Annotated in this window: 23 protein-coding genes; 10 read left to right on the top strand and 13 right to left on the bottom strand. The window is 72.7% G+C overall.

The genetic code is table 11. The features are described from left to right. Positions 1-70 precede the first annotated feature (70 nt). From ABT263_RS00700 to ABT263_RS00690, 3 genes are all read right to left on the bottom strand, one after another. Positions 71-772: a hypothetical protein gene (locus ABT263_RS00700; RefSeq protein ID WP_352286218.1), complete on the bottom strand. Its 702-nt coding sequence runs from the start codon at positions 770-772 to the stop codon at positions 71-73. Positions 773-1127: 355 nt separating this feature from the next. After that, a complete protein-coding gene (locus tag ABT263_RS00695) occupies positions 1128-2414 on the bottom strand; it encodes an MFS transporter (protein ID WP_352286217.1) in 1287 nt (428 codons plus the stop codon). A 53-nt stretch (positions 2415-2467) separates the two neighbouring features. Continuing rightward, positions 2468-3445, bottom strand: coding sequence for an ArsR/SmtB family transcription factor (locus ABT263_RS00690; protein ID WP_352286215.1), 978 nt, complete (start codon positions 3443-3445; stop codon positions 2468-2470). Between the two features lie 87 nt (positions 3446-3532). On the opposite strand from ABT263_RS00690, the gene ABT263_RS00685 reads away from it, so the two are divergent. Then, positions 3533-4810, top strand: coding sequence for an MFS transporter (locus ABT263_RS00685; RefSeq protein ID WP_352286213.1), 1278 nt, complete (start codon positions 3533-3535; stop codon positions 4808-4810). Positions 4811-4826: 16 nt separating this feature from the next. On the opposite strand, the gene yczR is transcribed toward ABT263_RS00685, so the two are convergent. The 4 genes from yczR to ABT263_RS00665 all read right to left on the bottom strand — a co-directional run bounded on the left by yczR (position 4827) and on the right by ABT263_RS00665 (position 8825). Further along, positions 4827-6263: a MocR-like transcription factor YczR gene (gene yczR / locus ABT263_RS00680; protein WP_352286211.1), complete on the bottom strand. Its 1437-nt coding sequence runs from the start codon at positions 6261-6263 to the stop codon at positions 4827-4829. After that, the gene (locus ABT263_RS00675) at positions 6260-6580 is read right to left on the bottom strand and encodes a hypothetical protein (protein WP_329488280.1); all 321 of its coding nucleotides are present in this window, start codon (positions 6578-6580) and stop codon (positions 6260-6262) included. The genes yczR and ABT263_RS00675 overlap by 4 nt, the downstream gene beginning before the upstream one ends. Positions 6581-6641: 61 nt before the next feature. Beyond that, positions 6642-7637 carry an NAD(P)/FAD-dependent oxidoreductase gene (locus ABT263_RS00670; RefSeq protein WP_352286209.1) on the bottom strand — a complete coding sequence of 332 codons (996 nt, stop codon included), beginning with the start codon at positions 7635-7637 and terminating at the stop codon, positions 6642-6644. Between the two features lie 210 nt (positions 7638-7847). Then, positions 7848-8825, bottom strand: coding sequence for a ParB/RepB/Spo0J family partition protein (locus ABT263_RS00665; protein WP_352286207.1), 978 nt, complete (start codon positions 8823-8825; stop codon positions 7848-7850). A 193-nt stretch (positions 8826-9018) separates the two neighbouring features. On the opposite strand from ABT263_RS00665, the gene ABT263_RS00660 reads away from it, so the two are divergent. Next, positions 9019-9192, top strand: coding sequence for a hypothetical protein (locus ABT263_RS00660; RefSeq protein WP_329488283.1), 174 nt, complete (start codon positions 9019-9021; stop codon positions 9190-9192). A 111-nt stretch (positions 9193-9303) separates the two neighbouring features. Then, on the top strand, positions 9304-10548 hold the full coding sequence (locus tag ABT263_RS00655) for a helix-turn-helix domain-containing protein (protein WP_352286205.1): 1245 nt from the start codon (positions 9304-9306) through the stop codon (positions 10546-10548). Between the two features lie 627 nt (positions 10549-11175). On the opposite strand, the gene ABT263_RS00650 is transcribed toward ABT263_RS00655, so the two are convergent. The 5 genes from ABT263_RS00650 to ABT263_RS00630 all read right to left on the bottom strand — a co-directional run bounded on the left by ABT263_RS00650 (position 11176) and on the right by ABT263_RS00630 (position 17048). Continuing rightward, a complete protein-coding gene (locus tag ABT263_RS00650; RefSeq protein WP_352286203.1) occupies positions 11176-12693 on the bottom strand; it encodes a DHA2 family efflux MFS transporter permease subunit in 1518 nt (505 codons plus the stop codon). Between the two features lie 93 nt (positions 12694-12786). Further along, positions 12787-13275, bottom strand: coding sequence for a MarR family winged helix-turn-helix transcriptional regulator (locus ABT263_RS00645; protein WP_329488286.1), 489 nt, complete (start codon positions 13273-13275; stop codon positions 12787-12789). Between the two features lie 111 nt (positions 13276-13386). Then, the gene (locus ABT263_RS00640) at positions 13387-14658 is read right to left on the bottom strand and encodes a putative hexosyltransferase (protein WP_352286202.1); all 1272 of its coding nucleotides are present in this window, start codon (positions 14656-14658) and stop codon (positions 13387-13389) included. Positions 14659-14872: 214 nt separating this feature from the next. Continuing rightward, the gene (locus ABT263_RS00635; protein WP_352286200.1) at positions 14873-16558 is read right to left on the bottom strand and encodes an RICIN domain-containing protein; all 1686 of its coding nucleotides are present in this window, start codon (positions 16556-16558) and stop codon (positions 14873-14875) included. 250 nt (positions 16559-16808) lie between these two features. After that, complete coding sequence (locus ABT263_RS00630; RefSeq protein WP_329488290.1) at positions 16809-17048, bottom strand: chaplin; 240 nt, start codon at positions 17046-17048, stop codon at positions 16809-16811. A gap of 231 nt (positions 17049-17279) precedes the next feature. Here ABT263_RS00630 and ABT263_RS00625 point away from each other — a divergent pair, with 231 nt between their 5' ends. From ABT263_RS00625 to ABT263_RS00610, 4 genes are all read left to right on the top strand, one after another. Further along, positions 17280-17531 carry a chaplin gene (locus tag ABT263_RS00625; protein WP_329488292.1) on the top strand — a complete coding sequence of 84 codons (252 nt, stop codon included), beginning with the start codon at positions 17280-17282 and terminating at the stop codon, positions 17529-17531. Positions 17532-17842: 311 nt separating this feature from the next. Continuing rightward, complete coding sequence (locus tag ABT263_RS00620) at positions 17843-18085, top strand: chaplin (protein ID WP_329488293.1); 243 nt, start codon at positions 17843-17845, stop codon at positions 18083-18085. A gap of 110 nt (positions 18086-18195) precedes the next feature. Beyond that, complete coding sequence (locus ABT263_RS00615; RefSeq protein ID WP_329488294.1) at positions 18196-18465, top strand: chaplin; 270 nt, start codon at positions 18196-18198, stop codon at positions 18463-18465. Positions 18466-18584: 119 nt separating this feature from the next. Beyond that, positions 18585-18971: a hypothetical protein gene (locus ABT263_RS00610; protein ID WP_329488295.1), complete on the top strand. Its 387-nt coding sequence runs from the start codon at positions 18585-18587 to the stop codon at positions 18969-18971. Between the two features lie 89 nt (positions 18972-19060). On the opposite strand, the gene ABT263_RS00605 is transcribed toward ABT263_RS00610, so the two are convergent. Beyond that, positions 19061-19717 (bottom strand): hypothetical protein, encoded by a 657-nt coding sequence (locus ABT263_RS00605; protein ID WP_352286198.1) that lies wholly within the window; start codon positions 19715-19717, stop codon positions 19061-19063. A 301-nt stretch (positions 19718-20018) separates the two neighbouring features. Here ABT263_RS00605 and ABT263_RS00600 point away from each other — a divergent pair, with 301 nt between their 5' ends. The 3 genes from ABT263_RS00600 to ABT263_RS00590 all read left to right on the top strand — a co-directional run bounded on the left by ABT263_RS00600 (position 20019) and on the right by ABT263_RS00590 (position 21262). Then, a complete protein-coding gene (locus ABT263_RS00600) occupies positions 20019-20363 on the top strand; it encodes a rodlet layer protein (RefSeq protein ID WP_313764319.1) in 345 nt (114 codons plus the stop codon). Between the two features lie 75 nt (positions 20364-20438). Next, positions 20439-20783 carry a rodlet layer protein gene (locus ABT263_RS00595; protein ID WP_329488298.1) on the top strand — a complete coding sequence of 115 codons (345 nt, stop codon included), beginning with the start codon at positions 20439-20441 and terminating at the stop codon, positions 20781-20783. 221 nt (positions 20784-21004) lie between these two features. Continuing rightward, the gene (locus ABT263_RS00590; protein ID WP_329488300.1) at positions 21005-21262 is read left to right on the top strand and encodes a hypothetical protein; all 258 of its coding nucleotides are present in this window, start codon (positions 21005-21007) and stop codon (positions 21260-21262) included. Positions 21263-21304: the final 42 nt, after the last annotated feature.

Below are 21304 nucleotides of genomic sequence, written 5' to 3'. Positions count from 1 at the left end.
ACGGGTGCGCGACATGATCAGGGGCGGCCGGCACGGGCGCGGCGGGAGGCCGCGCCCGTGCCGTTCTCACTCAGACCCCGGCGGGCTGCTTGCTGCCCACGGTCAGCTCGTAGAGCTCGGCGAAGTAGTCGCCGATGAGCTCCACGAAGGTCGTGAGGTCCTGGTACGCCTGCTTCGGGGTGCCGAACACCTCGACCGCGCGGGCGACCGTACGGAACATCAGCTCGTCGTGGTCGTGCGACTCGTCGAACTCGATGTGGGTCGCGGTGCCCGCGACGAACTCGCGGCCGAAGTCCTCGGCGGCCTTGTTCGTGATGATCGGGTTGTAGCGGTCGGAGTACCACTCGACCAGCCAGTCCCAGACCGTCGTGGGCGCCGGGCCGCGCGAGTCGGCCTCAAGACGCAGGTAACCCATCAGCTTCTTGGTCGACGGGAAGACATCGGTGGCGTCGATGTCCTCCTGGGTGAGGCCGAACTTGAAGAGGTCACGGGTGAACATGCTCTCGTGGCCGAACTCCTCCGCCAGGTACTTGGCGAGGTGGGCGGCGAGGGTGTCGTCCTTCGAACCGACCTTGAAGAGGGCGTAGGTGTCGACCTCGTTGTTCAGCCGGATGCGAAGCACGGTCTCGGTGATGTGACGGATGTAGAAGTCCCGGTCCGTCCACTCGCCGGCGTGCAGCTCGCGCATCTTGGGGACGCGCTGGAACTGCTTCTCGATCAGCTCGGCCGCGAGGTTTTCGAGCTTCTCGCGGTCCAGGGTTTCCGCTGCCACTTGTTTTCCTCCTAGTACCAATGCGCTGCCATGCCAGGGAGACGCCACATACTGCTCCGAATGTGCGGCTCAATGGCGCATTCCCCGTCGATAAGGACGCTAGCAACCGGCGCGGTGGTCGGACAGTGCCAATTCACCATGCTTGGCACCATGGCCCCGCCGGGTGCCAGGACGCGAAAAGGCCGGTGGCCGGCTCGACGGATCGAGCCGGCCACCGGCCGGGAAATACCGGGGTCCGGAGAAACCACCTGCGGGAAAAATCGGGCGGCGTCCGGAGAAACCGTGCGCGAATGGCACGGGGTCGCCGCGGTCCGGCCGGAGATCATCCGGCCGGGGAATGCGGGGAAAGCGGAGGTCAGACGGTGGCGGGGGCCGCCGCGGGCTCGTCCTCCGGCGCCGTCGGGAGCTCCCGCATCGAGCGCAGCGGCGAGACCACCACCGGCAGGACGGCGAAGAGCTCGCCGACCACGCCCACCCACATCGCCGCCCGGACTCCGTACTTCTCGGCCAGCACACCGGCCAGCAGGGCGCCGATCGGCACCACGCCCCAGACCATGAAGCGGATCGTGGCGTTCATCCGGGCCATCAGGTGCTTGGGCGTCACCCGCTGCCGGAAGCTGACCTGGGTGACGTTGTAGATGATGAACGGGATCCAGCCCAGGCCGTGCAGCACGATGCCGAGGGCGAGCCGCCAGTCGTCCTGGTACAGCGGGAGGGCGAGGAACCAGCAGACCGTGCTGGCCACCATGCAGATCCAGATGGCCGGCCCCTGGCCCAGCCGGGCGACCACCCGCTCCGCCAGGACCGCGCCGGCGATGCCGCCCGCCGCCGCGGCGCTGAACACCAGGCCGACCAGCAGCGCCGACAGGTGCAGGGTGTCCGCCAGCAGGACGACCAGCAGCGAGATGCCGATGGTGCCCCACAGGTTGGAGATCGTCGCGGTGGCGGCGATCGGCCGCAGGATCGGGTGGCCGAGCACGAAGCGCAGGCCCTCGCCCATCTCCTTGCGCAGGTTGCTGTCCGGGCGGGGCTCGGCGCGCCGCTCGGGCCGGCGGATCCTGGTCAGGAAGAACGCGGAGCCCAGGAAGCTGACCGAGTTGATCGCGATGGCCAGCGGCGCGCTGAGCACGTTGATGACCGCGCCGGCCAGCCCGGGCCCGCCGACCTCGGCCACCTTGCGGGTCGCTTCGAGCTTGGCGTTCCCCTCGACCAGCTGCTCGTCGGCCACCAGCGACGGCAGCACGCTCTGGTAGGCCACGTCGAAGAAGAGGGTGAGCACCGAGGTGCCGAACGTGACGGCGTAGAGCTGCGTCAGCGTGAGCGCGTCGAAGGCGTGGGCGACCGGAATGGAGCCGAGCAGGATCGCGCGGCCCACATCGCCCACGATCATCACCCGGCGGTGCCGCATTCGGTCGACCCAGGCGCCGGCCGGAAGGCCGAGCAGCAGGAATGCGAGGTACTGGAACATCGTGAGCAGTGTCACCTGGAAAGGCGTGGCGTCCAGCTCTTTGATCGCCAGGTACGGCAGGGCCAGCAGCGTGACCGCCGAGCCGATCTGGCTGATGGACTGGCCGGCCCAGAGTTGCCGGAAATCGTGGTGGGAAATCAGGCTCTTTTTGGGCGCCGGGCTCGATTGGGACACCAGAGGAGCATGCTGCGCGGCCGGTCGGTCTGTCAACGCGATACCGCCCGGAACTACGCCTGCTGCAAGAGGGCCGTCCCCAGGTCACTGACCGTGTAATTCACCTCGCGCCGGTACCGGTGGCTGGTGACCAGTCCGGCGTCGCGCAGCACCGCGAGGTGCTGGGAGACCGCCCCCAGGCTGAGCCCGGTGCGGGCGGCCAGCTGGGTGGTGGTGGCCGGCGAGGCGGTGCAGGCCAGCAGCTGGGCCCGGCTGCGGCCGAGCAGCCGGGCCAGACCGTCGCCGGCGCTCTCCCGGCGCTCCCAGAGCACCCCGAGCGCCCGGGAGGGGTAGACCGCGCCGGGCGGGGTGGCCCGACGGGCGGTCAGCAGGTGGCAGCGGCCCGCGAAGGCGCTGGGGGTGAGGGTGATGCCCGCGCCGCCGAGGTCGAGCCCGGCGGCCGGGAGGTCCGGCGAGACCAGGCGGTCGCCGACCCAGTGCAGGCTCGGGTGGAGGCCGCCCAGCACCTGCTGGATGCCGTCCTCGGCGAGCTGGCGGGTGCGGTGGGCGATGTCCGCCTCCAGGACGGCGCGGATCCGCGGCCAGTGCGGCTTCACCGCCGCCAGCCACCAGGCGTGCACGGCCTCGGCCAGCTCGGGCAGGGCCCGCTCCGGGTCCTCGGCCAGCAGCCGCTCGAACGGCGGGGTGGGCCGGCCCGGGCAGGCCGGGTCGAGGCCGGCCCGGACCTCCTCCGCGGGGGTGGCCAGCATGATCGCCAGCTCCTCCTCGATCTCGGCCAGCGGGCAGCGCGGCGACGGGGTCAGGAAGGCCGGCCCGTGGTCGCGCCTCGGCAGCAGGGCGGAGAGCGCCGCCGTGCGGACGACCAGCGAGCGGTCCTGCCGCAGCGCCAGCGCCCTTCTGATCCAAGGCAGATGGACCACGTGCCGGCCCGGGTCGGCGACCGCCCGGAGGCTGGCGACCGTCTCCCAGAGCGGCGAGATCGCGAACCTGATGTTGACGATGTCGTGCACGCCGAACCGCAGTTCACCCATGGCCTCGTCCTCCGCCCGCCCCTGCGAGGTTTTCGCCCAGACTAAAACAATGGCCGTTCCGGCTCCAGGGTGGTGGTGTTGGCCGCCATGACGCCGCCTCGCACCAGTCTCCTCCGCCATACCGACTTCCGTCGGTTCTGGGCGGCCGACTCGGTGAGCCAGGCGGGCACCGCCGTCACGCTCATCGCCCTGCCACTCGTCGCGATCGGCACGCTGGAGGCCACGCCCTTCCAGGCCGGTCTGCTGGTGACCTTCGAGTACCTGGCCTTCCTGCTCATCGGCCTGCCGGCCGGCGCCTGGGTGGACCGGGTGCGCCGGCGCCGGGTGATGGTCCTCGGCGACCTCGGCCGGGCCGCCCTGCTCGCCTCCGTCCCGATCGCCTCCTGGCTGGACTGCCTGACGCTCCTCCAGCTGTACGGGGTGGCCTTCGGGATGTCGGTCTGCACCGCGTTCTTCGACGCGGCGCACGGCAGCTACCTGCCGCACCTGGTGGAGGACGACCAGCTGGTGGAGGCCAACGTCAAGATCGAGGCCAGCCGCAGCACCATCCAGGTCGGCGGGCCGGGCGCGGGCGGGGTGCTGGTCGGCGCGCTGACCGCACCGGTCGCGATCGTGGTCGACGCGGTGAGCTTCGTCCTCTCGGCGCTCTTCGTGGGCCGGATCAAGCGGCCCGAGGAGCGGCCCGAGATCCACCCGGACGCCAGCCTGCGGGCCGAGATCGGCGAGGGGCTGCGGTTCGTCTTCGGCGACCGGCTGCTGCGCTCGATCACGCTGACCGCGGCGATCTCCAACATGTGCGGCACCATCGGCGCCTCGATGCTGCTGGTGCTGCTGGCCGGCGAGCTCCACCTGTCGCCGTTCCTGTGCGGTCTGGTGTTCACCGCGGAGGCCGTCGGCGGCCTGATCGGGAGCCTGGTCACGGTGCGGATCGTGACCAGGTTCGGCCAGGGGCCGGCGATGTGCGCGGCGATGATCACCAGCGCCGTGCTCTGGCTGCTGGCGCTGCCGATGTACCAGGCCGACTGGCGGTTCGCGGTCGCCCTGGCGCTCCAGGCGCTGGGCTGGGTGGTCTTCATGACCTTCAAGATCACCGGGGTGGCGTTCCGCCAGCAGCTCTGCCCGAAGCCGCTGCTGGGCCGGATGACCGCGACGGTGCGCTTCCTGGTCTGGGGGGCGATGCCGCTGGGCGCGCTGATCGGCGGGGTGCTGGGCCAGAGCATCGGCGTCCGCCAGGCGATGTGGGTGGGCGTGATCGGCGAGCTCTTCGCCGTCCTGCCGGTCCTCCTCTCGCCGCTGCGGCGGATGCGCGAACTGCCGGTCGCACCCGCGCCGGCGGGCGGGGCGCCGCTGGCGCTGGCCCCGTGACGCCGGCCCGCCGGCATCAGGCCGCCGCCTGCGTCCGCCGGCTCCCCCGGCCGGTCAGCTGGACCTCCCGCCAGGCCTCCGCGAGGCGCTCGCAGCCCGCGACCAGCGTCCGCTCGTCGGCGACGAAGGGGATCCGGATATGGCTCTCCAGCGTGCCGTCCACGCCGAACCGGCCGCCGGAGAGGATCTCCAGCCCGCGCCGGCCCGCCGCCTGCGCCAGCGGCGAGCCCAGCCTGGCGCCGAGGTCCACCCAGAGCGAGAGCCCGCCGTGCGGCAGCGTGAACCGCCAGTCGGGGAAGTCCCGCGCCAGCAGGTCGACCAGCACCCGGCGGCGCTCCAGCAGCAGCTCCCGCCGCTCCCGCAGCAGGCCGGCGCCGGCCTCCAGCACCCGCAGCGCGATGAGCTGGGTGAGCAGCGAGTTGCCGGTGTCGACGAGGTTGCGCAGCCCGATCAGCCGGGCGATCACGGACTTGGAGGCGCGGATCCAGCCGACCCGCAGGCCGGCCCAGCAGGTCTTGCTCATGGTGCCGATGGTGATGACGTGATCGGGCGTCGACCAGGCGGCCATCGGCGGCGGAAGCTCGCCGCCGTCGAGCGCGAGTTCGCGCAGCGCCTCGTCCACCACCAGGTACGTCCCGGAGCGGCGCGAGGCGTCGACGATCGCGGACCGCGCGGAGTCCGGCATCACCAGGCCGGTCGGGTTGTGGAAGTCCGGCATCAGGTAGGCCAGCCGCGGCGCCTCCTGGCGCAGCGCGGACTTCCAGACGTCGGTGTTCCAGCCGTCGGCGCCGAGGCCCACGGTCAGCAGCCGGCGGCCCAGCGCCCTGGTCAGGTCGAGCACGTTGGGGTACGTCGGGCTGTCGGTCATCACCGCCTCGCCCGGGCGCGACAGCAGGCGGATGAGCAGGCCGAGCGCGTGGTCGGCGCCGGCCGTCACCAGGATCTGGCCGGGGTCGGTCGGCGCACCCCGGCGGGTGAAGTCCTCGGCGATCGTCCGGCGCAGGTCGGCCACCCCCGCCACGTCGTAGCCGAGCAGGTGGGAGTAGCGGCCGAGGTCACCGGCGGCCAGCCGGGTCGCGGTGCCGAGGACGGCCTCCGGCGCGGGCAGCGAGGCCACCGCCAGGTCGATCGACCCGGCGCTGCGGGCCGCCAGCGAGTACGGGGCCCGCGTCCGCCGGCCGGGCTCCGGCAGCCGGACGAACGAGCCCGCCCCGCGGTCGCTCGCCAGGAAGCCCCGCTCACGCAGGATCCGGTAGGCGGCGGTGACGGTGTTGCGGCTGAGCCCGCACTGGACGGCGAAGGTCCGCTCGGCCGGGAGCCGGGCCCCGGCCGGCAGCCGGCCGTCGGAGATCAGCACCTGGAAGGCCTCCGCGAGGTCCGCGTAGGCCGGGCCGGCCGCTCTCCATTCGCCGAGCATCCGCACGACCTGGGAGGCCGTCAGCGCGTAGCTCAACGCGCCGACGGACCGGCGGAGGCGAGGTCCGCTTCGGTCCCGCTGAAGGGGGAGTTCAGCCGGACGCCCACCGAGCAGGGCACCGGACCGGTCCGGGCGGCGGTGGCGTTGGTCAGCATCTCGCCCAGCTGCCGGGCGTTCTCCTCGGTGAGGATGAACTCGATGCGGTCGCACCGCTCGGAGTTCCGGCCGTGCCGGCCGACCAGGACGTGGAGGGAGACGTTGCCCTCCGCGTCGAGCGTGGCCGTGACCGTCCCGTCGACCACTCCGGGGATCACGTCGCTGAACTGGCCCGAATCAATCTGAGGTGTCGTCATCATTGGCTTCCTCTCATCGGTGTGGCGGCACGCGCCGGGGCGCGTCGGGGCGGTCGTCGGCTCAGGCCGGACCGGACTGCGGGAAGTCGGAGGAGTGCTCCGGGGCCAGCTGGGCGCCGGGGCGCAGCGCCACGGCCGCGTGGTTCACGGCGGTGGCGGCCTCGCCGAACCCGACCGAGATCAGCGGGACCCGGCCCTCGTAGGTGCAGCCGTCACCGACCGCGTAGACCTGCGGCAGGCTGGTCCGCATCGCCGGGTCGACCAGGATCTGGCGGTTCTCCAGCTTCAGGCCCCAGTCGGCGATCGGGCCCAGCTGGGAGGAGAAGCCGAGCGCGGCGACCAGCGCCTGGGCGGGCAGCTCCAGTTCGCCCTCGGCCCCCCGGACGGTGACGCCCTCCAGCCGGTCCGCGCCGTGGCAGGCGGTGACCTGGGCGTCGGTGACGACCCGGACCGGGGCGGCGTACAGCTGCTTCACGCTGTGCTCGTGGGCCCGGAAGCTGCCGCGCCGGTGGACGACGGTGACCGACCGGGCGATCGGGGCCAGTGCCAGCGCCCAGTCCACCGCGCTGTCGCCGCCGCCGACGATCACCACGTCACGGTCGCGGTGCTCCTCCAGCCGGGGCACGTGGTAGGCGACGCCCCGGCCCTCGAAGGGCAGCGAGCACGGCAGGGTGCGGGGCACCACCCGGCCGATGCCGGCCGAGATCACCACCGCCCCGGCGAGGACCCGGCTGCCCGCGTCGGTGGTGATCTCCCACCCGGTGCCGTTCGGCGTGAGGGTGGTGGCGGTCTGCCCGAGCAGGTAGCGGGGGTCGAAGGTGGCCGCCTGCTCCAGCAGGTTGTCGACCAACTCCCGCCCCTTGACCGCGACATGGCCGGCCACGTCGTACAGCCGCTTCTCGGGGTACAGCGCGGCGACCTGGCCGCCCGGCTGCTCCAGCGCGTCGATGACCGCGCTGGTCAGGCCGCGGAAGCCGGCGTAGTAGGCGCCGTACAGGCCCGCGGGGCCGGCTCCGACGATGGCGATGTCGACAGTGGACTCGGTGGCTGGCGCCACGGCCGTCTCCTTTGGTGTTCGGAAGCAGGGATGGTCGCGGTCCGGCCGGCCAGGGCGCCGGCCCGGGATCCGGGGCCGGCGGTGCCGGCGCGCTGCGGGCGCCGGGCACGGGAGAAGGCGGGACGGACGCGCGGAGAGCCACCGCGCCGGTGGCTCTCGTCGCACTCACGGCAGCAGCGCGTCGATCCTCGCAACGCCCCTGATCGAGCGTCAAGAAGCCTTGGGTCGGCCATCGTCCGGGACGTCGGCGCGCTGGGCGAGCTCCTCGGCGAAACGGCTCCACTCGCGCGCGAAGCTGCTCGCCAGGTCGGCCACGGCGGCGGCGCAGTGCGGCGGCACGGCGGCGATCAGCTCCTGACCGGTCCGCGCGTCGAAGTCGTGGGTGCCCAGCCAGCGCAGCAGCAGCCGGCCGGATTCGGTGAACCGCAGCGACGGGTCCTTGGCGAGCCGCTCCAGGATGCCCGACCGGTCGGCCGGCTCCGGGGTCCGGGACCGCTGGGCGGTCCGGGCCGGGAGGGCGCGGCGGTCCTGCCGCGGGACCCGGCCGGCCAGCCGGAGCGGGTCCTCGCCCTGCCGCAGCAGCCGGCGCACCTCGTGCGCGGTGCTGGACGAGATGCCGACGGCCTGCGAGATCTCCCGCAGGGTCGCCTCGGGCCGCTCGGTCAGCAGCGCGACCGCAGCCCGGCGCCCCTCGACCGGATCCACCGGACGGATCCGCCCGTCCTGGCCGACCCGGGCGCTCGACTGAGGATTTTCCTCGCTCGACCGGCGCCGGATCGCCCCCACGGTCTTCGGCGACAGCCCGGTGGTGCGGGCGATCGCCCGGTCCGACCAGCCCGGGTGGGAGGCGAGGATCCGGGTGGCCGCCGCCCGGCGGTCCCCCAGGGTCAGCGGGAGGCCGTGCGCCACGTTGGCCTCCACCGAGCGGATGAAGATCTCCTCCTCCGGCCCGTCCACGTACCGCACCCTGATCTGGCGCTCGCCGCGCATGGCGGCGGCGCGCAACCGGTGCATGCCGTCGACCACCCGCCGGGTGGCCCGGTGCACCAGGATCGGGTCGAAGGCCGTCCCGCTCTGGGCAAGCGTCTCGACATGTCCGCTGTCCTCGCCCGCGAGCCGCGGCGAGTCGGCCGGCCTCAACTCCGCGATCGGCACGCTGTTGACCTCGGACGTGACAGCCCCCGTCACTGCCACCACCCCCTTCTCCGCTACAGCCTCATAAGACAGCACCCTTCGATCGCTTGCCAAGTTTGTCAATCTCTTTGGCAGATGCTTGTCAAAGAACCCCAGGTGGGCTACGTTGCCGCTGCGGAGTGATCGGGGGGAAGCCGGCCCGCACCGCCGCCAGGATTCACTGCTGAACAACCCTAGGGAAAGCACGATGAACACACTCCGCCGCACGCTCGCGCTCACCGGACTGGCGGTGGTCCTCGCATTCGGCGCCGCCCAGAGCATCCATGCCCTGACAGCCCATTCGGGCTCCGCCACCACGGCCGGAAAGGACATCACGATCGTCGTACCGGACGGCAAGGAGGGCGACATCGAGTGGCCGTGAGCCGCTCCGACCAGCCCTGATTCCACTGCGCGCGGGCCCCGGTTGACAGAATTGCCGGGGCCCCGGTGCGGGCTTGACAAATGACGGTGGCGCTGTGGCAGTGTCGTCGCCATGCTCCAGACGTCCCTCCAAACCCTGCCACAGCCCTACTTCGGCATCCGGCTACGGACGATCCGGCAGAACCGAGGCATCTCGCAGGCCCAGCTGACAGGGCCCGGCATGTCCGCCGCCTACCTCTCCCGTCTGGAGTCGGGCAGCCGCCCGCCGACCGACCGCGCGGTGGCCTACCTCTGCGACAAGCTGGACCTGCCGCTCTCGTCGTTCCAGGCCGAACCGACCGACCGCACCGCCGAGACGCTCGCCATGGTGGTCTCCGGGAGCGACGCCGAGGACGCCACCCGGATGCTGCTGGACACCGTGCAGCAGGGCGTCCCGACCCACCCCGCGCTGCGCTGGCAGTCCCTCTGGATGCTGGCCGAGAACCAGCGCAAGAGCGGCGCCCGCCAGGACCAGCAGCGCACCCTGCAGTCGCTCACCGAGCTGAGCGACCAGATCGAACACCCGCATCTGCAGGTCAGAGCCAGGGTCCAGCTCGCCCGATGTCAGAGGACCACCGGCGACGTCCCCGCCGCCCACCGGATGGCCACCGAGGCCTACGCGCTCGCCACCGAGCACCAGCTCTCCCGCAGCGACCTGACCCGCACCCTGCTCGTCCTGATCTCCGTCGAGGCCGAGACCGGCCGGCTGGTCGAGGCCCTGGACCACACCGACCAGGTGCTCCGGCTCGTCGACGAACTCCCGGTCACCCTGCGCGCCGAGACGTTCTGGACGGCCGGCAGCATCCGGATCCGCCAGGGCCGGCACGCCGAGGCCGCCGCCCTGCTGGAACAGGCCATGGACCTGCTGGGCGCCGGCAACGAGGAACTCGTGCTCTGGATGCGACTGAGACTCGCCGCCGCCTCGCTCTACCTGCGGATGGACCCGCGCCGCACCGACCAGGCCGAACGCCGGCTCCGCGAGGCCGCCCCGGCCGTCGAGCTGCTGAACCTGCCGGTCCACCAGCAGGAGTTCCTCACCCTCCGGGCCCACCTGGCCTTCCACCAGGACGACCACCCGGCCGCCCGGGAGCTCTGCGAACGGCTCGGCGACCACCCCGAGCACCTGTCCTTTCGGGACCGCGTCCGGCACCTCATGCTGCGCAACCAGCTGCGCATCCTGAACGGTGAGCGCGACGCCGCCATCCGGGAACTCGAACAACTCGCCCAACAGGCCCAGGAAGCGGCCAACATCGACCTCGCCTCCGAGGTCTGGCGCTCCCTCGCCGTCACGCTGGCCCAGGCCGAACGCCCCGCCTGAGCCGACCGGTCCGCCTTCCGGTCACCGTCGGTCACGATCCGACCCACCGGTGGAGTACGGACCCCGCTCGAACGTCGCGACGCGATGTGCCGGCGGCCGGAGAACCCGGCTCAGCACTCGCGCACCGCGCCCCCTCGGTGGCCCCCGTGCCGACCCCGCCGGCCGCCACCCGCGCAGCACCCCGCCTCCTCCGCCGTCGCCGTTCCTCGCCGCCGGTCGTCTCGTGCTGCCCCCGCACCGCCCTCACGCTGCCCTCGCGTACTGCCCCGTCGCACGGCTCGCGGTGCCCTTTCGTGCGCTCCCGCGCTCCTCCGCGCTCCCTGCGGCTCCCCCGCCGCCGCGCCGCGCTCCGGAGCGGGAGGACGGCCGGGTGCCTTTCCCCCTCGCCACGGATTCCGTCCTGAATTTGGCGATGATCACACCTAATGCCCATATCCGGAAGATCTCCGGCCACTTAGCACCGTTCCGCGAACCCACGAAGACCGGCATAGCCGACATGTCCCGACGGGCGACATGAGAATTGCCCCGGAATCCCTTCCGAATCCTTGACAGCCGGCCCCGTCCACGCCGCGACAGCCCTGCGGGCCACCAGGGCGGATGCCCCGGTGGCCCGTCCGGTTCGGCGGGTCAGAGCACCGCCGCCGCGGGCCGTTCGGCGGAGCTCGCGGCCCCGGCGGGCTTCAGGACGACGGCCGTGACCAGCAGGGCCAGCGCCAGCAGCCCGGCCGCGACCGCGAAGGCCAGGCGGAACCCGCCGGTCAGCGCCTCGGCCGCGGGGTGTCCGGCACCGCTCAGGGTTCCGGTCCGGGCGGCGGCGAGGGTGGTGAGGACGGCGACGCCGAGGGCCGCGCCGACCTGCTGGGTGGTGTTGAAGAGGCCGGAGGCGGTGCCCGCGTCCGCCGCGCCCGCGCCCGACATGCCCAGCGCGGTCAGGCCGGAGAGCACCAGCCCGCCACCGCCGATCAGCAGCATGGTCGGCAGCAGGTGGACGGCGTAGTCGGCGTCCGCCGGCAGCCGGACGAGCAGCCCGAGCGCGGCGACCAGCAGGGCCAGTCCGGCCATCAGGACGTTGCGCTCGCCGAAGCGGGCGTTCAGCCGGGCGGAGAGGAAGAGCGACACGGCTCCGATGGACACCGCCGCCGGGAGCATGGCCAGACCGGTCGCGGCCGCGCCGTAGCCGAGCACGTTCTGCAGGTAGAGCGCGAGCAGGATCTGGAAGCCGAACATCCCGGAGATCGCGAGGACCTGCACCACGTTCGCCCCGGCGACGGTCCGGGAGCGGAGCATCCGCAGCGGCAGCAGCGGCTGGGCGGCGCGGGCCTGGCGCAGCAGGAAGCCGGCCAGCAGCAGGGCGGCGAGCGAGCCCAGGCCGAGGGTGCGGGCGGAGGCCCAACCGTGCTCGCCGGTACCGACGATGGTGTAGATGCCGAGCATCAGGGCGGCGGTGATCAGCACGGCGCCGAGGGTGTCGGCGCCGGCCCGCAGGCCCGGGCCGCGGTCGGTGTCGAGCACCCGCACCGCGAGCAGCACGGCGGCGAGGCCGAGCGGCAGGTTGATCAGGAAGATCCAGTGCCAGTTCAGGGCCTGGGTGAGGACGCCGCCGAGGACCTGGCCGATCGAGGCGCCGGCCGCGCCGACGAAGCTGAAGGCGCCGATCGCCCGGCCGCGCTCGCCCGGCTCGGGGAAGAGCGTGACGATCATGCCGAGGCTGACCGCGGAGGCCATCGCCCCGCCGACGCCCTGGAGGAAGCGGGCCGCGATCAGCATGCCCTGGCCGGTGGCCACCGCGCAGAGCACCGAGGCGGCGGTGAAGAGGGCGAGCCCGGCGACGAAGACCCGCTTGCGGCCGATCAGGTCGCCGAGCCGGCCGGCCAGCAGCAGCAGTCCGGCGAAGGCGATCAGGTAGGCGTTGACCGTCCAGGTCAGGTCGGCCGAGGAGAAGCCGAGGTCCGCCTGGATGGCCGGCAGCGCCACCGTGACGATGGAGCCGTCCAGGATGATCATCAGCATCCCCGCGCAGAGCACCGCCAGGGCGAGCGCACGGGAACGGGCCGAGGCGGCCCGGGTCGGGGCGGGCGCGTCCGGGGCGGATGCGCTCCGGGCCGGTGCGCCCGGGGTGGGCGTGCTGGGGGCGTGCGTGGTCATGGCGGGTCTCCCGGTTCGTCGAGTACCGGGTATGACGCTAGCAGATTGTTTTGTTCGGGACTATCTTTCTCGGGAAGGTCTCTTTCGAGATGCTCAGCTCCGGGAGCGACGGGCTCGCCGGACCGTCCGGTCGCTCTCCACCGGCTCCGCCAGATGTCCGCCCACCAGCTGGGTCAGCGCCGAGACGAAGACCGTCCGCTCGGGCTCGGGCAGCGACTCCAGCACCTCGCGGTGCACCCGGTCGGCGATCGCGGTGCCCTCTTCGACGGCGCGCTCGCCCGCCTCGGTGACCGAGATGATCCGGGCCCGGCGGTCGGTGGCGGACGGGCGGCGCTCCGCCAGGCCCGCCTTCTCCAGCTCGTCCACGGTGACGACCATGGTGGTCTTGTCCAGGTCCGACAGCTCGGCCAGCTGGATCTGGGTGCGCTCGGTCTCCAGCGCGTGGAACAGCACGCAGTAGGCGCGCGGGGTGATCCCGAGCTCGGTGAAGGCGGCCGCCATCCGGGTCGCCAGGACATGGCTGGCGTGGTCCAGCAGGCCGGAGAGGTCTCGGATCCGGCGCACCGGCGGGCTCGTCGTCATACGTCCGAGCGTAGCAAGGCCGTCTGCCGGCAGATGATCCCGTGAACAACGATCCCGCGAGCGGCGGCCCACGGTACCGGCGGGCGGGCGGGGCGGCGGGCGCGGCCCGGCCTACGGAATGCCGAGCTCGAACAGCGCGTACCCGGCGTACCAGCCCGCCGCGAGCGTCGGCATCGCGCCCAGGCCCAGCAGGGTGGGCACCTTCACCCGGCGCAGCGCGACCGCCAGCCCGATGAAGAGCGGGAAGGCGGGCAGCAGGTAGCGCGAGATGTTGCCGAAGATCTGGTTGCTGCTCAGCGCGGTGAAGACGGTCAGCAGCGTGTAGACCACCAGGACCAGCGGCGGCCGGATGCGCAGCAGCAGCACCAGCAGCGCCGGCAGGAGCATCAGCAGGGCCACCGCGATCAGGTCGGGCGCGGGGTTGGACTGCCAGAAGTCCCAGTGCCCGGTGATCACGTCCAGGAAGGTGCGCGAGGTGGAGGCGCCCCAGTCGAAGTAGCGGTTCCAGGCACCCCGCTGCAGCTTGAAGTAGCCGCCCCAGTCGCCCATCCGGTAGCCGACCCAGCCGACGTACCAGACCAGGCCCCACGGCGTGACCAGCATCGCGGTCAGCGGTCGCGCGACGCCGTCGGTGCGCCGGACCAGTGCCACCAGCGCGGCGATCGAGACGGCCGCGATCAGCGCGGCGGCGGTGGGCCGGTTGAGGCCGGCCGCGAAGGCGAGCAGGCCGGCGGTGAGCCAGCGGTGGGTCATCACGCAGTAGCAGGCCCAGGCGGAGATGGCGACGAACAACGAGTCCGAGTAGACCGCCCACTCGACGCCCGACCCCGGGAAGAGGCCCCAGATCACCGCCGCGATCACCCCGGCCCGGAACCCGCCGAGCCGCTCGGCGACGGCGAAGACGCCGGCCGCCGCGACGAACGAGGCCACCACCGAGACCGCGATGCCCGACCCGTAGGGGCCGAGCCCGGTGACGGCGCCGACCAGGCGCATCAGCCACGGGTAGAGCGGGAAGAACGCGGCCGAGTTCTCGTAGTAGGTGGCGAGCGGGAAGCCGTGCAGCGGGACCAGCTGCGGGTGGTAGCCGTTCTCGGCGATCCGCTGGTACCAGACGCCGTCCCAGGTGCCGAGCACGTCCCAGGGCTGGGCGCCCCCGCCGCGGCCCGGCTCCTTCCGGAGGAAGTCACCGGTGTGCGAGAGCAGCAGCAGGAGCACGGCCAGGCCGGTGGCCTTCACCACCGCGTACGCGCCGAGCGCGGGCGCGAACCGGTCCACGACGGCGCCGAGGCGGCCCTGCCGCCCGGCCTCGGCCGAGGGGGCGCCGGTGCCGGACGGCTCGGCGCTCGCCGGCTCCGCGCTCGATGTACTCGATGCCGTGCTCATCAGCTCTGGACTCCCGCCCCCGCTCGTGGTCGGCGCGGCCACGATCGTGCCGCCGAGCGAGCCTACGGCACGGGATCGGGCCTCTCCGGCCGACCTTCCGGTGCCTCCCCGGGCCGGTCGCGGACCCGCCCCGGACCCGCCCCGGACCGGGCGCGGCCCCGGGCAGCGGGCCGCCGCCGCCCGGGTGGGGCGGCGGCGGGGTGGGCGGGGCGGGTCAGCCGTGCAGGTAGACGATGCCGAGCTTGGTGAGCCGCCAGAGCTGGTTGGCGGCGCCGGTGTCGGCGGCGAGCTCGACCAGGGTGTTGCCCTTGGCGTCGCGGCTGCCGCCGGCGGTGGCGACCTTGGTGCGGTCCTGGGAGTCGGCCAGCTTGTAGAGGCCGTCGCCGGCCGGCTCGAAGACCCAGTGCTGGTTGCCGCCGCCGTTGCAGCCCCACTGCTGGAGCCGGGTACCGGGGGCGGTGGAGCCGGCGTCGGCGTCCAGGCACATGTTCCGGTTGCCGCTGAAGTCGAGCTCGTAGCCGCCGCCCTGCTGGGCCTCCAGGACGAAGGACTGGTTCAGCCCGCCGGTGGGGGTGTAGGTGAGGGCGCCGCGGCCGTTGGTGGAGTCGCCGTAGGTGCCGCCGCCGGAGAAGTCGAGCGCCTTGCCGTCGGCGGCGGAGGTGAGCTGGTACCAGGCGCCGTCCTCCGGCCCGTCGCCGAACGGCTTCCCCGGGGTGAGCGGCTGGATGGACGTGGTGTTCCGCTGGTCGAGGGTGCAGTAGGCCTGCTGCTGGTCCGGCCTGGCGTAGAACTGGCCGAGGCAGACGCCCTCACCGCGGTAGCCGGCCACCCTCAGGTGGTAGGACTGGCGGACCATGTTCATGCAGAGGCCGGGGATGCCGATCTGCTGGTCGCAGCCGTTGCGGATCCACTCGGCGAGGTTGATCACGTCGCCGTTGGTGTACTCGTACGGCGAGCTGGTCCACTCGGCGCAGACCTCGTGGCCGAAGGCGACCCGGCGCTGGTCCAGGTACCGGACGCCGGGCACCTGTTCGGCCGCGGCGCGCAGGGTGTCACTGAAGAGCGGCACCACCCAGTTGTGGCCCCAGGCGAGGTCCTCGGGGAACGCCGGGCAGCCGTCGGCGACCTTGCCGACGTAGTCGTTGCGGCGGATGTCCGGGGTGATCGGGTTGAAGTAGGACTGGTAGACCAGCTGGTAGGCGTTGTCGGCGTAGCCGGCCCAACGCATGGTCTGCCGGATGTCGCGCAGCGCCGCGACCACCTTGGGCTGGACCGCCCTGGCCCGCTCGGCGATCTCCGCGCTGCCGATGGTGTCGCGGCAGCCCTGGTCCTTGGGGACGGGGAAGTACTGCGCGAGGCAGTGCATCATGATCCCGCTGAAGTCGAAGTCGTCGTTGGCGCCGATCGTGACGACGACCATCTTGACGTCGTACCGGCCTGCCACGTCGGCGAGTTGGACGTCCTGCTTGGGCTCGCCGAAGTCCCCGCTGCCGGAGCCGGTGATGGCGGCCAGTGCGGGATCGCTGACCAGGTCGCCGGTCTGGGCGCCGGAGCAGGCCAGGTCGATCGGGGTGACGTCGGGGATGCCGGTGACGAAGATCTCCGACTTGGGGTGCCGGTGGCAGTAGTTGGTGGGCGAGTCGGTCTCGGGGAAGTAGCCGTCACCGGTGTCGGTGCCGGCGCCCTCCCCGGAGATGGCGCTGTCGCCGAGGGCGACGACCGCGGCCGGGCGGCCGGTGGCGGAGGCCGCGGAGGAGGCGCCGGAGTCGGCGAGGGCGGTGGGGGCGCCGACCAGACCGAGGGCGGCGACGAGGGCGCCCGTCGCGAGCAGTGCGCCGTAGGGGGAGCGGCCCGCGACCGACCGGGATCCGCGCGCGCCTGACAGGGGTGACCTGATCACTCGTGACTCCTTGCGGGGTGGGGGACCGCCCGACCGGGGACGCCGGACGGCTCGGAGCAAAGAAAGGTGAGCAGGTCTCATATTCTAGGTACTGACAAGTAACGCAACAAGGCTCCGGACAGCACCGGCCGGGACGCCCCCGGCCGGGCCCGCGTCCGCCGGCGGCGCCGGAGAACGCGGAGAGCCGCCGCCCCGCGCCCCAGGAGGGAAGCGCGGAACGGCGGCTCGCGCCGGCCGAACCGGGCGTCGGTCAGCCCGCGTTGACGCAGTGGTTGCCGAACGCCGGGTTCAGCAGACCGATGATGTCGATGGTGTTGCCGCAGAGGTTGACCGGGACGTGGACCGGCACCTGGACCTGGTTGCCGGAGATGACGCCGGGGGAACCCGCGGCGACACCCTCGGCGCCGGAGCTGGCCATCGCGGTGCCGGCACCGGCCGCCACGATGCCTACCACGGCGGCACCGACGGCGGCCGTCTTCTTGATGCTCATAGGAGCCTCCTGACTGATCGACAGAACTGCACGGGGAGTGCGACATCTAGAACGACACCCGTCCGGCCCGGTTGCTGCACCGCCCCCTTTGTCACCCGACTGGCCCAACAGGCCCGGGCCTCCCGGCATTCGGGTGATCACCGGACCCGACCGTTTCCCTCCGGCCACTGCCTCGTTCTCCCTCTCGGAACCCGTTCCGCACAGGCCCACGAGACGAATCGAGTACCGCACATGCGCAAGCTCGCCCACGGCGCCCTCGGCACGGCGGCCACCGCCGCCCTGCTGGCCGCCGGCGCCGGCGTCGCCGTCGCCCACCACGCCCACGGCGCGTCCGCCGAGGGCGTCGCGGCCGGCTCGCCCGGGGTGGCCTCGGGCAACCAGTTCGAGATCCCGGTGCACGTCCCGGTGAACCTGTGCGGCAACTCCGTCGACGTCGCCGGCCTGCTCAACCCGGCCTTCGGCAACCACTGCGCGAACGCCTGAGCCGGCGCGGAACGGCCGCCCGGCCCACCGGGCGACCCATCGACTCCGGGAGATCCGCCGCCGGTCCGAGCCCGTCCGGAATCGCTCCTGGTCGCGCGTCTGCGCGAGTTGTTCCCGGCCGTGCGGGAATTCCTCGCGACGCGCGGGTGCAGCGGCGGCCTCCCATCGTCCAAGCCACGGGCGACACGCGCCACTTGGGCCGCCAGAGTGACAATCACGGCAATCCCAGAAACCAGCGGGCGATGATTTCCCTTCGCCCGGCTCCCGACTCATTCCATTTACGGTCGGGCAGAAAACGGAGGAAGAACCACATGCGAAACCTCAAGAAGGCCGCCGCCCTGTCCCTCGCCGCCGCCGGCCTGGTCGTCGGCGCGGCCGGCGGCGCGTTCGCCAGCTCCGGTGCCGAGGGCGTCGCCGCCGGCTCCCCCGGTGTGCTCTCCGGCAACCAGATCCAGATCCCGGTGCACATCCCGGTCAACGTCTGCGGCAACTCCATCGGGGTCATCAGCATCCTGAACCCGGCGTTCGGCAACAACTGCGCCAACATCGGCTGAACCGGCGGTCGCCGCACCGGCGACGGCAGTTCCACCGAGTCCGTGCCGCATCCCGCCCCCGGGCGGGGTGCGGCCCGCTCAACCCGTGTGTGATCGAGGAGATCAACCCCATGCAGAACGTGAAGAAGGCCGCCGTCCTCTCCGCCGCCGCTGCCGGCCTGGTGCTGGGCGCGGCGGGCTCCGCCGCCGCCAGCTCCGGTGCCGAGGGCGTGGCCGCCGGCTCGCCCGGCGTGCTCTCCGGCAACCAGCTGCAGATCCCGGTGCACATCCCGGTGAACCTCTGCGGCAACTCCGTCAACGTGATCGGCGCCCTGAACCCGGCGTTCGGCAACAGCTGCGCCAACGTCGAGGCGCACCCGCAGCCCGCCGACGACTGCTGATCCCCGATCGGCACGCGTACCGGCCGAACTGCCCCCCGTCCAGCCGGTCGGGGGGCAGTTCGGCATACCCGGGCGCAGTACGGCCGCCCGGGGACCCGATCTCCCGAAGGTGACTGAGCATGGTTGCGAAGAGCATGGTTTCGATGAAGAGCGGGGCCGGCCTGGCCGCCGCCCTGGGCGCCGCGATGCTGCTCGGCGCCGGCGCCGGCACGGCGCACGCGGCGCCGGCCGAGGGCGGCGCCAGCCTGGCCAAGACCGACCTCGCCCAGGCGCTGGGCGGCACCACCACCGGTCTCGGCTACGGCATCGCGCCGGTCAAGGACCTGCGCGTCGACCCCTGGGCCAACTCCTCCGCCGACGTGCTGAACAACGGCGCGACCGTCCAGCCGGAGGACACCGGCCTGGCCCCGGTCAGCACCAGCACGCTGACCGGTCCGCTGAGCGCCGGCGGCGGTCCGCGCGACCTGCCGGTCGTCGGTCAGCTGCTCGGCGCCCTGCCGGGCTGAGCACCGGCGCCGCACGGCCGGGAGCCCGGCGCGCCCTCCGCGGGGAGGGGCGCCGGGCTCCCGTGCGCGCCGGGTCGGTCCGGACCGGCTCAGAGCTGGGCGAGCCCGGTCAGACCGCTCTGCTCCACGACACCGGTGGTGGTCGCCGTGGCGGTCGTGGCGAGGTTCCCCACCGAGTCGGTGACGGAGATCCGCTCGTCCTCGTTGCCGAGCGTCGCCTTGGCGCCCGGGACGGCCTGCACCGCGCCGGTGACCAGCCGCGGGTCGATCTCGCCGACCTTGAGCGTGCCGTCGGCCAGCTGCCCGGTGCCGTCCTGGGCCAGCGCGAGCGGCTCGCCCAAGCCGATCCCGGGGGTGTCGGCGTGCAGCGGGGCGGCCGGGGCCTCCAGCAGCAGCTCGCCGAGGTCGGCGCCCTGGTCGACCAGCGGCAGCGGGAGCTCCGCCTTGGCCGAGGGGCCCACCTTGCCGGTGCCGAGCTGGGGCACGATCCGCTCCGGGAGCAGCTCGTTGCCGGTGGTGCGGCCGGGCACGGCCGGCATCACCAGGGAGGTGGGGATGCCACCGGAGATGCGGCTGTCCAGGGGTGCGAGCGGGACGTCGAGGGGGACCTGCTGGGTGGCCAGCCGGTCCTCCAGGGCCCCGACCTGGTCGGGACTGACCGCGGCGGCGGAGGCCGCGCCCTGGGAGGCGAGCACGCCCGCACCGACCGCCAGCAGCATCGCGCCGGCCCGCTTGGAGAACTTCATGCTTTTCACCGTTCTGCCTGTCCGTACTGGGGATCTGGGGGTCGGCCGCGCGCAGGGCGCAGCCGAAAGCACTCTGTCTCAACGAGACACCCGGAGCCCTGATTGCGCCCGTTAACCGGTTCGGCCTAATAATCCGACCGGAATCCCCCGGAAGTCGCGCCTCCCGGACTCTTTTCAAGAATCCCCGTAACCTTCCGTGGCGTCATTCTTTGATCTGAATGTCAGTGACCGCAGACCGGGCCTGAGCGTTCTACGCGTTGTACGCACGGAAACCAAAAGCATTCCAGAGAGGGATCTCCCCATGATCCAGAAGTCCTTCGCCGCCGCCGGCCTGGCCGTCGCCGCGCTGGCCGCCGCTGCGGCGCCGGCCTCGGCCATCGCGGACTCGGACGGCTCCGCCGCGTCCCTCCAGGGCAACGGCGGGACCAACTTCACCGGCACCGTCGGTGACAACAGCCCGAACTTCCACTTCCTGGACAACGCGAACGTCTGCCTCCCCGAGATCCACAACATCGCGGTCGGCGTGCTCGGTGTGGCCGTCCCGGTCGAGGTCCCGATCGCCAACAGCGGTGGCAAGCAGTACTGCACCCAGGGCCAGGGCACCCAGAGCAAGGGCGACTCCGGCGTCTCCCACCTCATCGGCTGACCTGCCGACCCCGCACCACCTCCTGAACCACCCTTCGAATCGCTCCCCGATTCATCCCCCGAGAGGAAACCCGAAATGATCAAGAAGACCCTCGCCGCCGCCGGCCTGGCCGCCGCCGCCATCGCGATGTCCGCCGGTTCGGCCTCCGCCATCGCCGACTCGGACGGCTCGGCCGTCTCCGCCCAGGGCAACGGCGGCACCAACCAGACCGGCACCCACGGCAACAGCTCGCCGAACTTCCACACCCTGGACAACGCGAACATCTGCCTGCCGGAGGTCCACAACATCGCGGTCGCCGTCATCGGCGTCGCGGTTCCGGTCGAGGTCCCGGTCCTGAACAGCACCCCGAAGCAGATCTGCAACGTCGGCCAGAACACCCAGTCCTCGGGCGACGCGGGCGTCTCGCACCTGATCGGCTGATTGCCGCCACAGGACAGCGACGGAGGGCCCGGGGACGTGTCCCCGGGCCCTCCGGGCTTCGGTGGATCGACTGTCCGGTCGGCCCGTACCCACGGGCGCGGGCCGTCCGGGTGACAGGCCGTCGGGGCGGCGCGTGGAGCGCCGCGGCCGACGGCAGCGTGTGTTCACGTGTCAGTGGCAGGGCGCTCCGACCGAGCGCTCCGGAAGAGAGGGCAGATCCAATGAAGAACAAGCTGGGCAAGGCCGCGCTGACCGCCTTCGGCGCGCTGGCGCTCGCGGGTGTCGCCACCCCGGCGTTCGCGCACGTCGGCCTGGCCGGCGGCGGCGAGTTCGTCGCCTCCGCGCACCCGGTGTTCGCCGCCGGTGAGTGGTACGGCCTCGCCCACACCTCGCACATCCACACCGGCGCGCATGCGTTCGGCGCCGCCACCTCCACCGACGCGCTCGGTGGCCTGGAGGGCTTCGCCCACGTCGGCTGACGCCCGGGTGGTACGACGGAGGCCGGACCCCGCCCGGGGTCC

Source organism: Kitasatospora sp. NPDC001603 (genome assembly GCF_040298365.1).
Classification (GTDB): domain Bacteria; phylum Actinomycetota; class Actinomycetes; order Streptomycetales; family Streptomycetaceae; genus Kitasatospora.
This window is presented reverse-complemented; position numbering and strand designations above follow the sequence as displayed.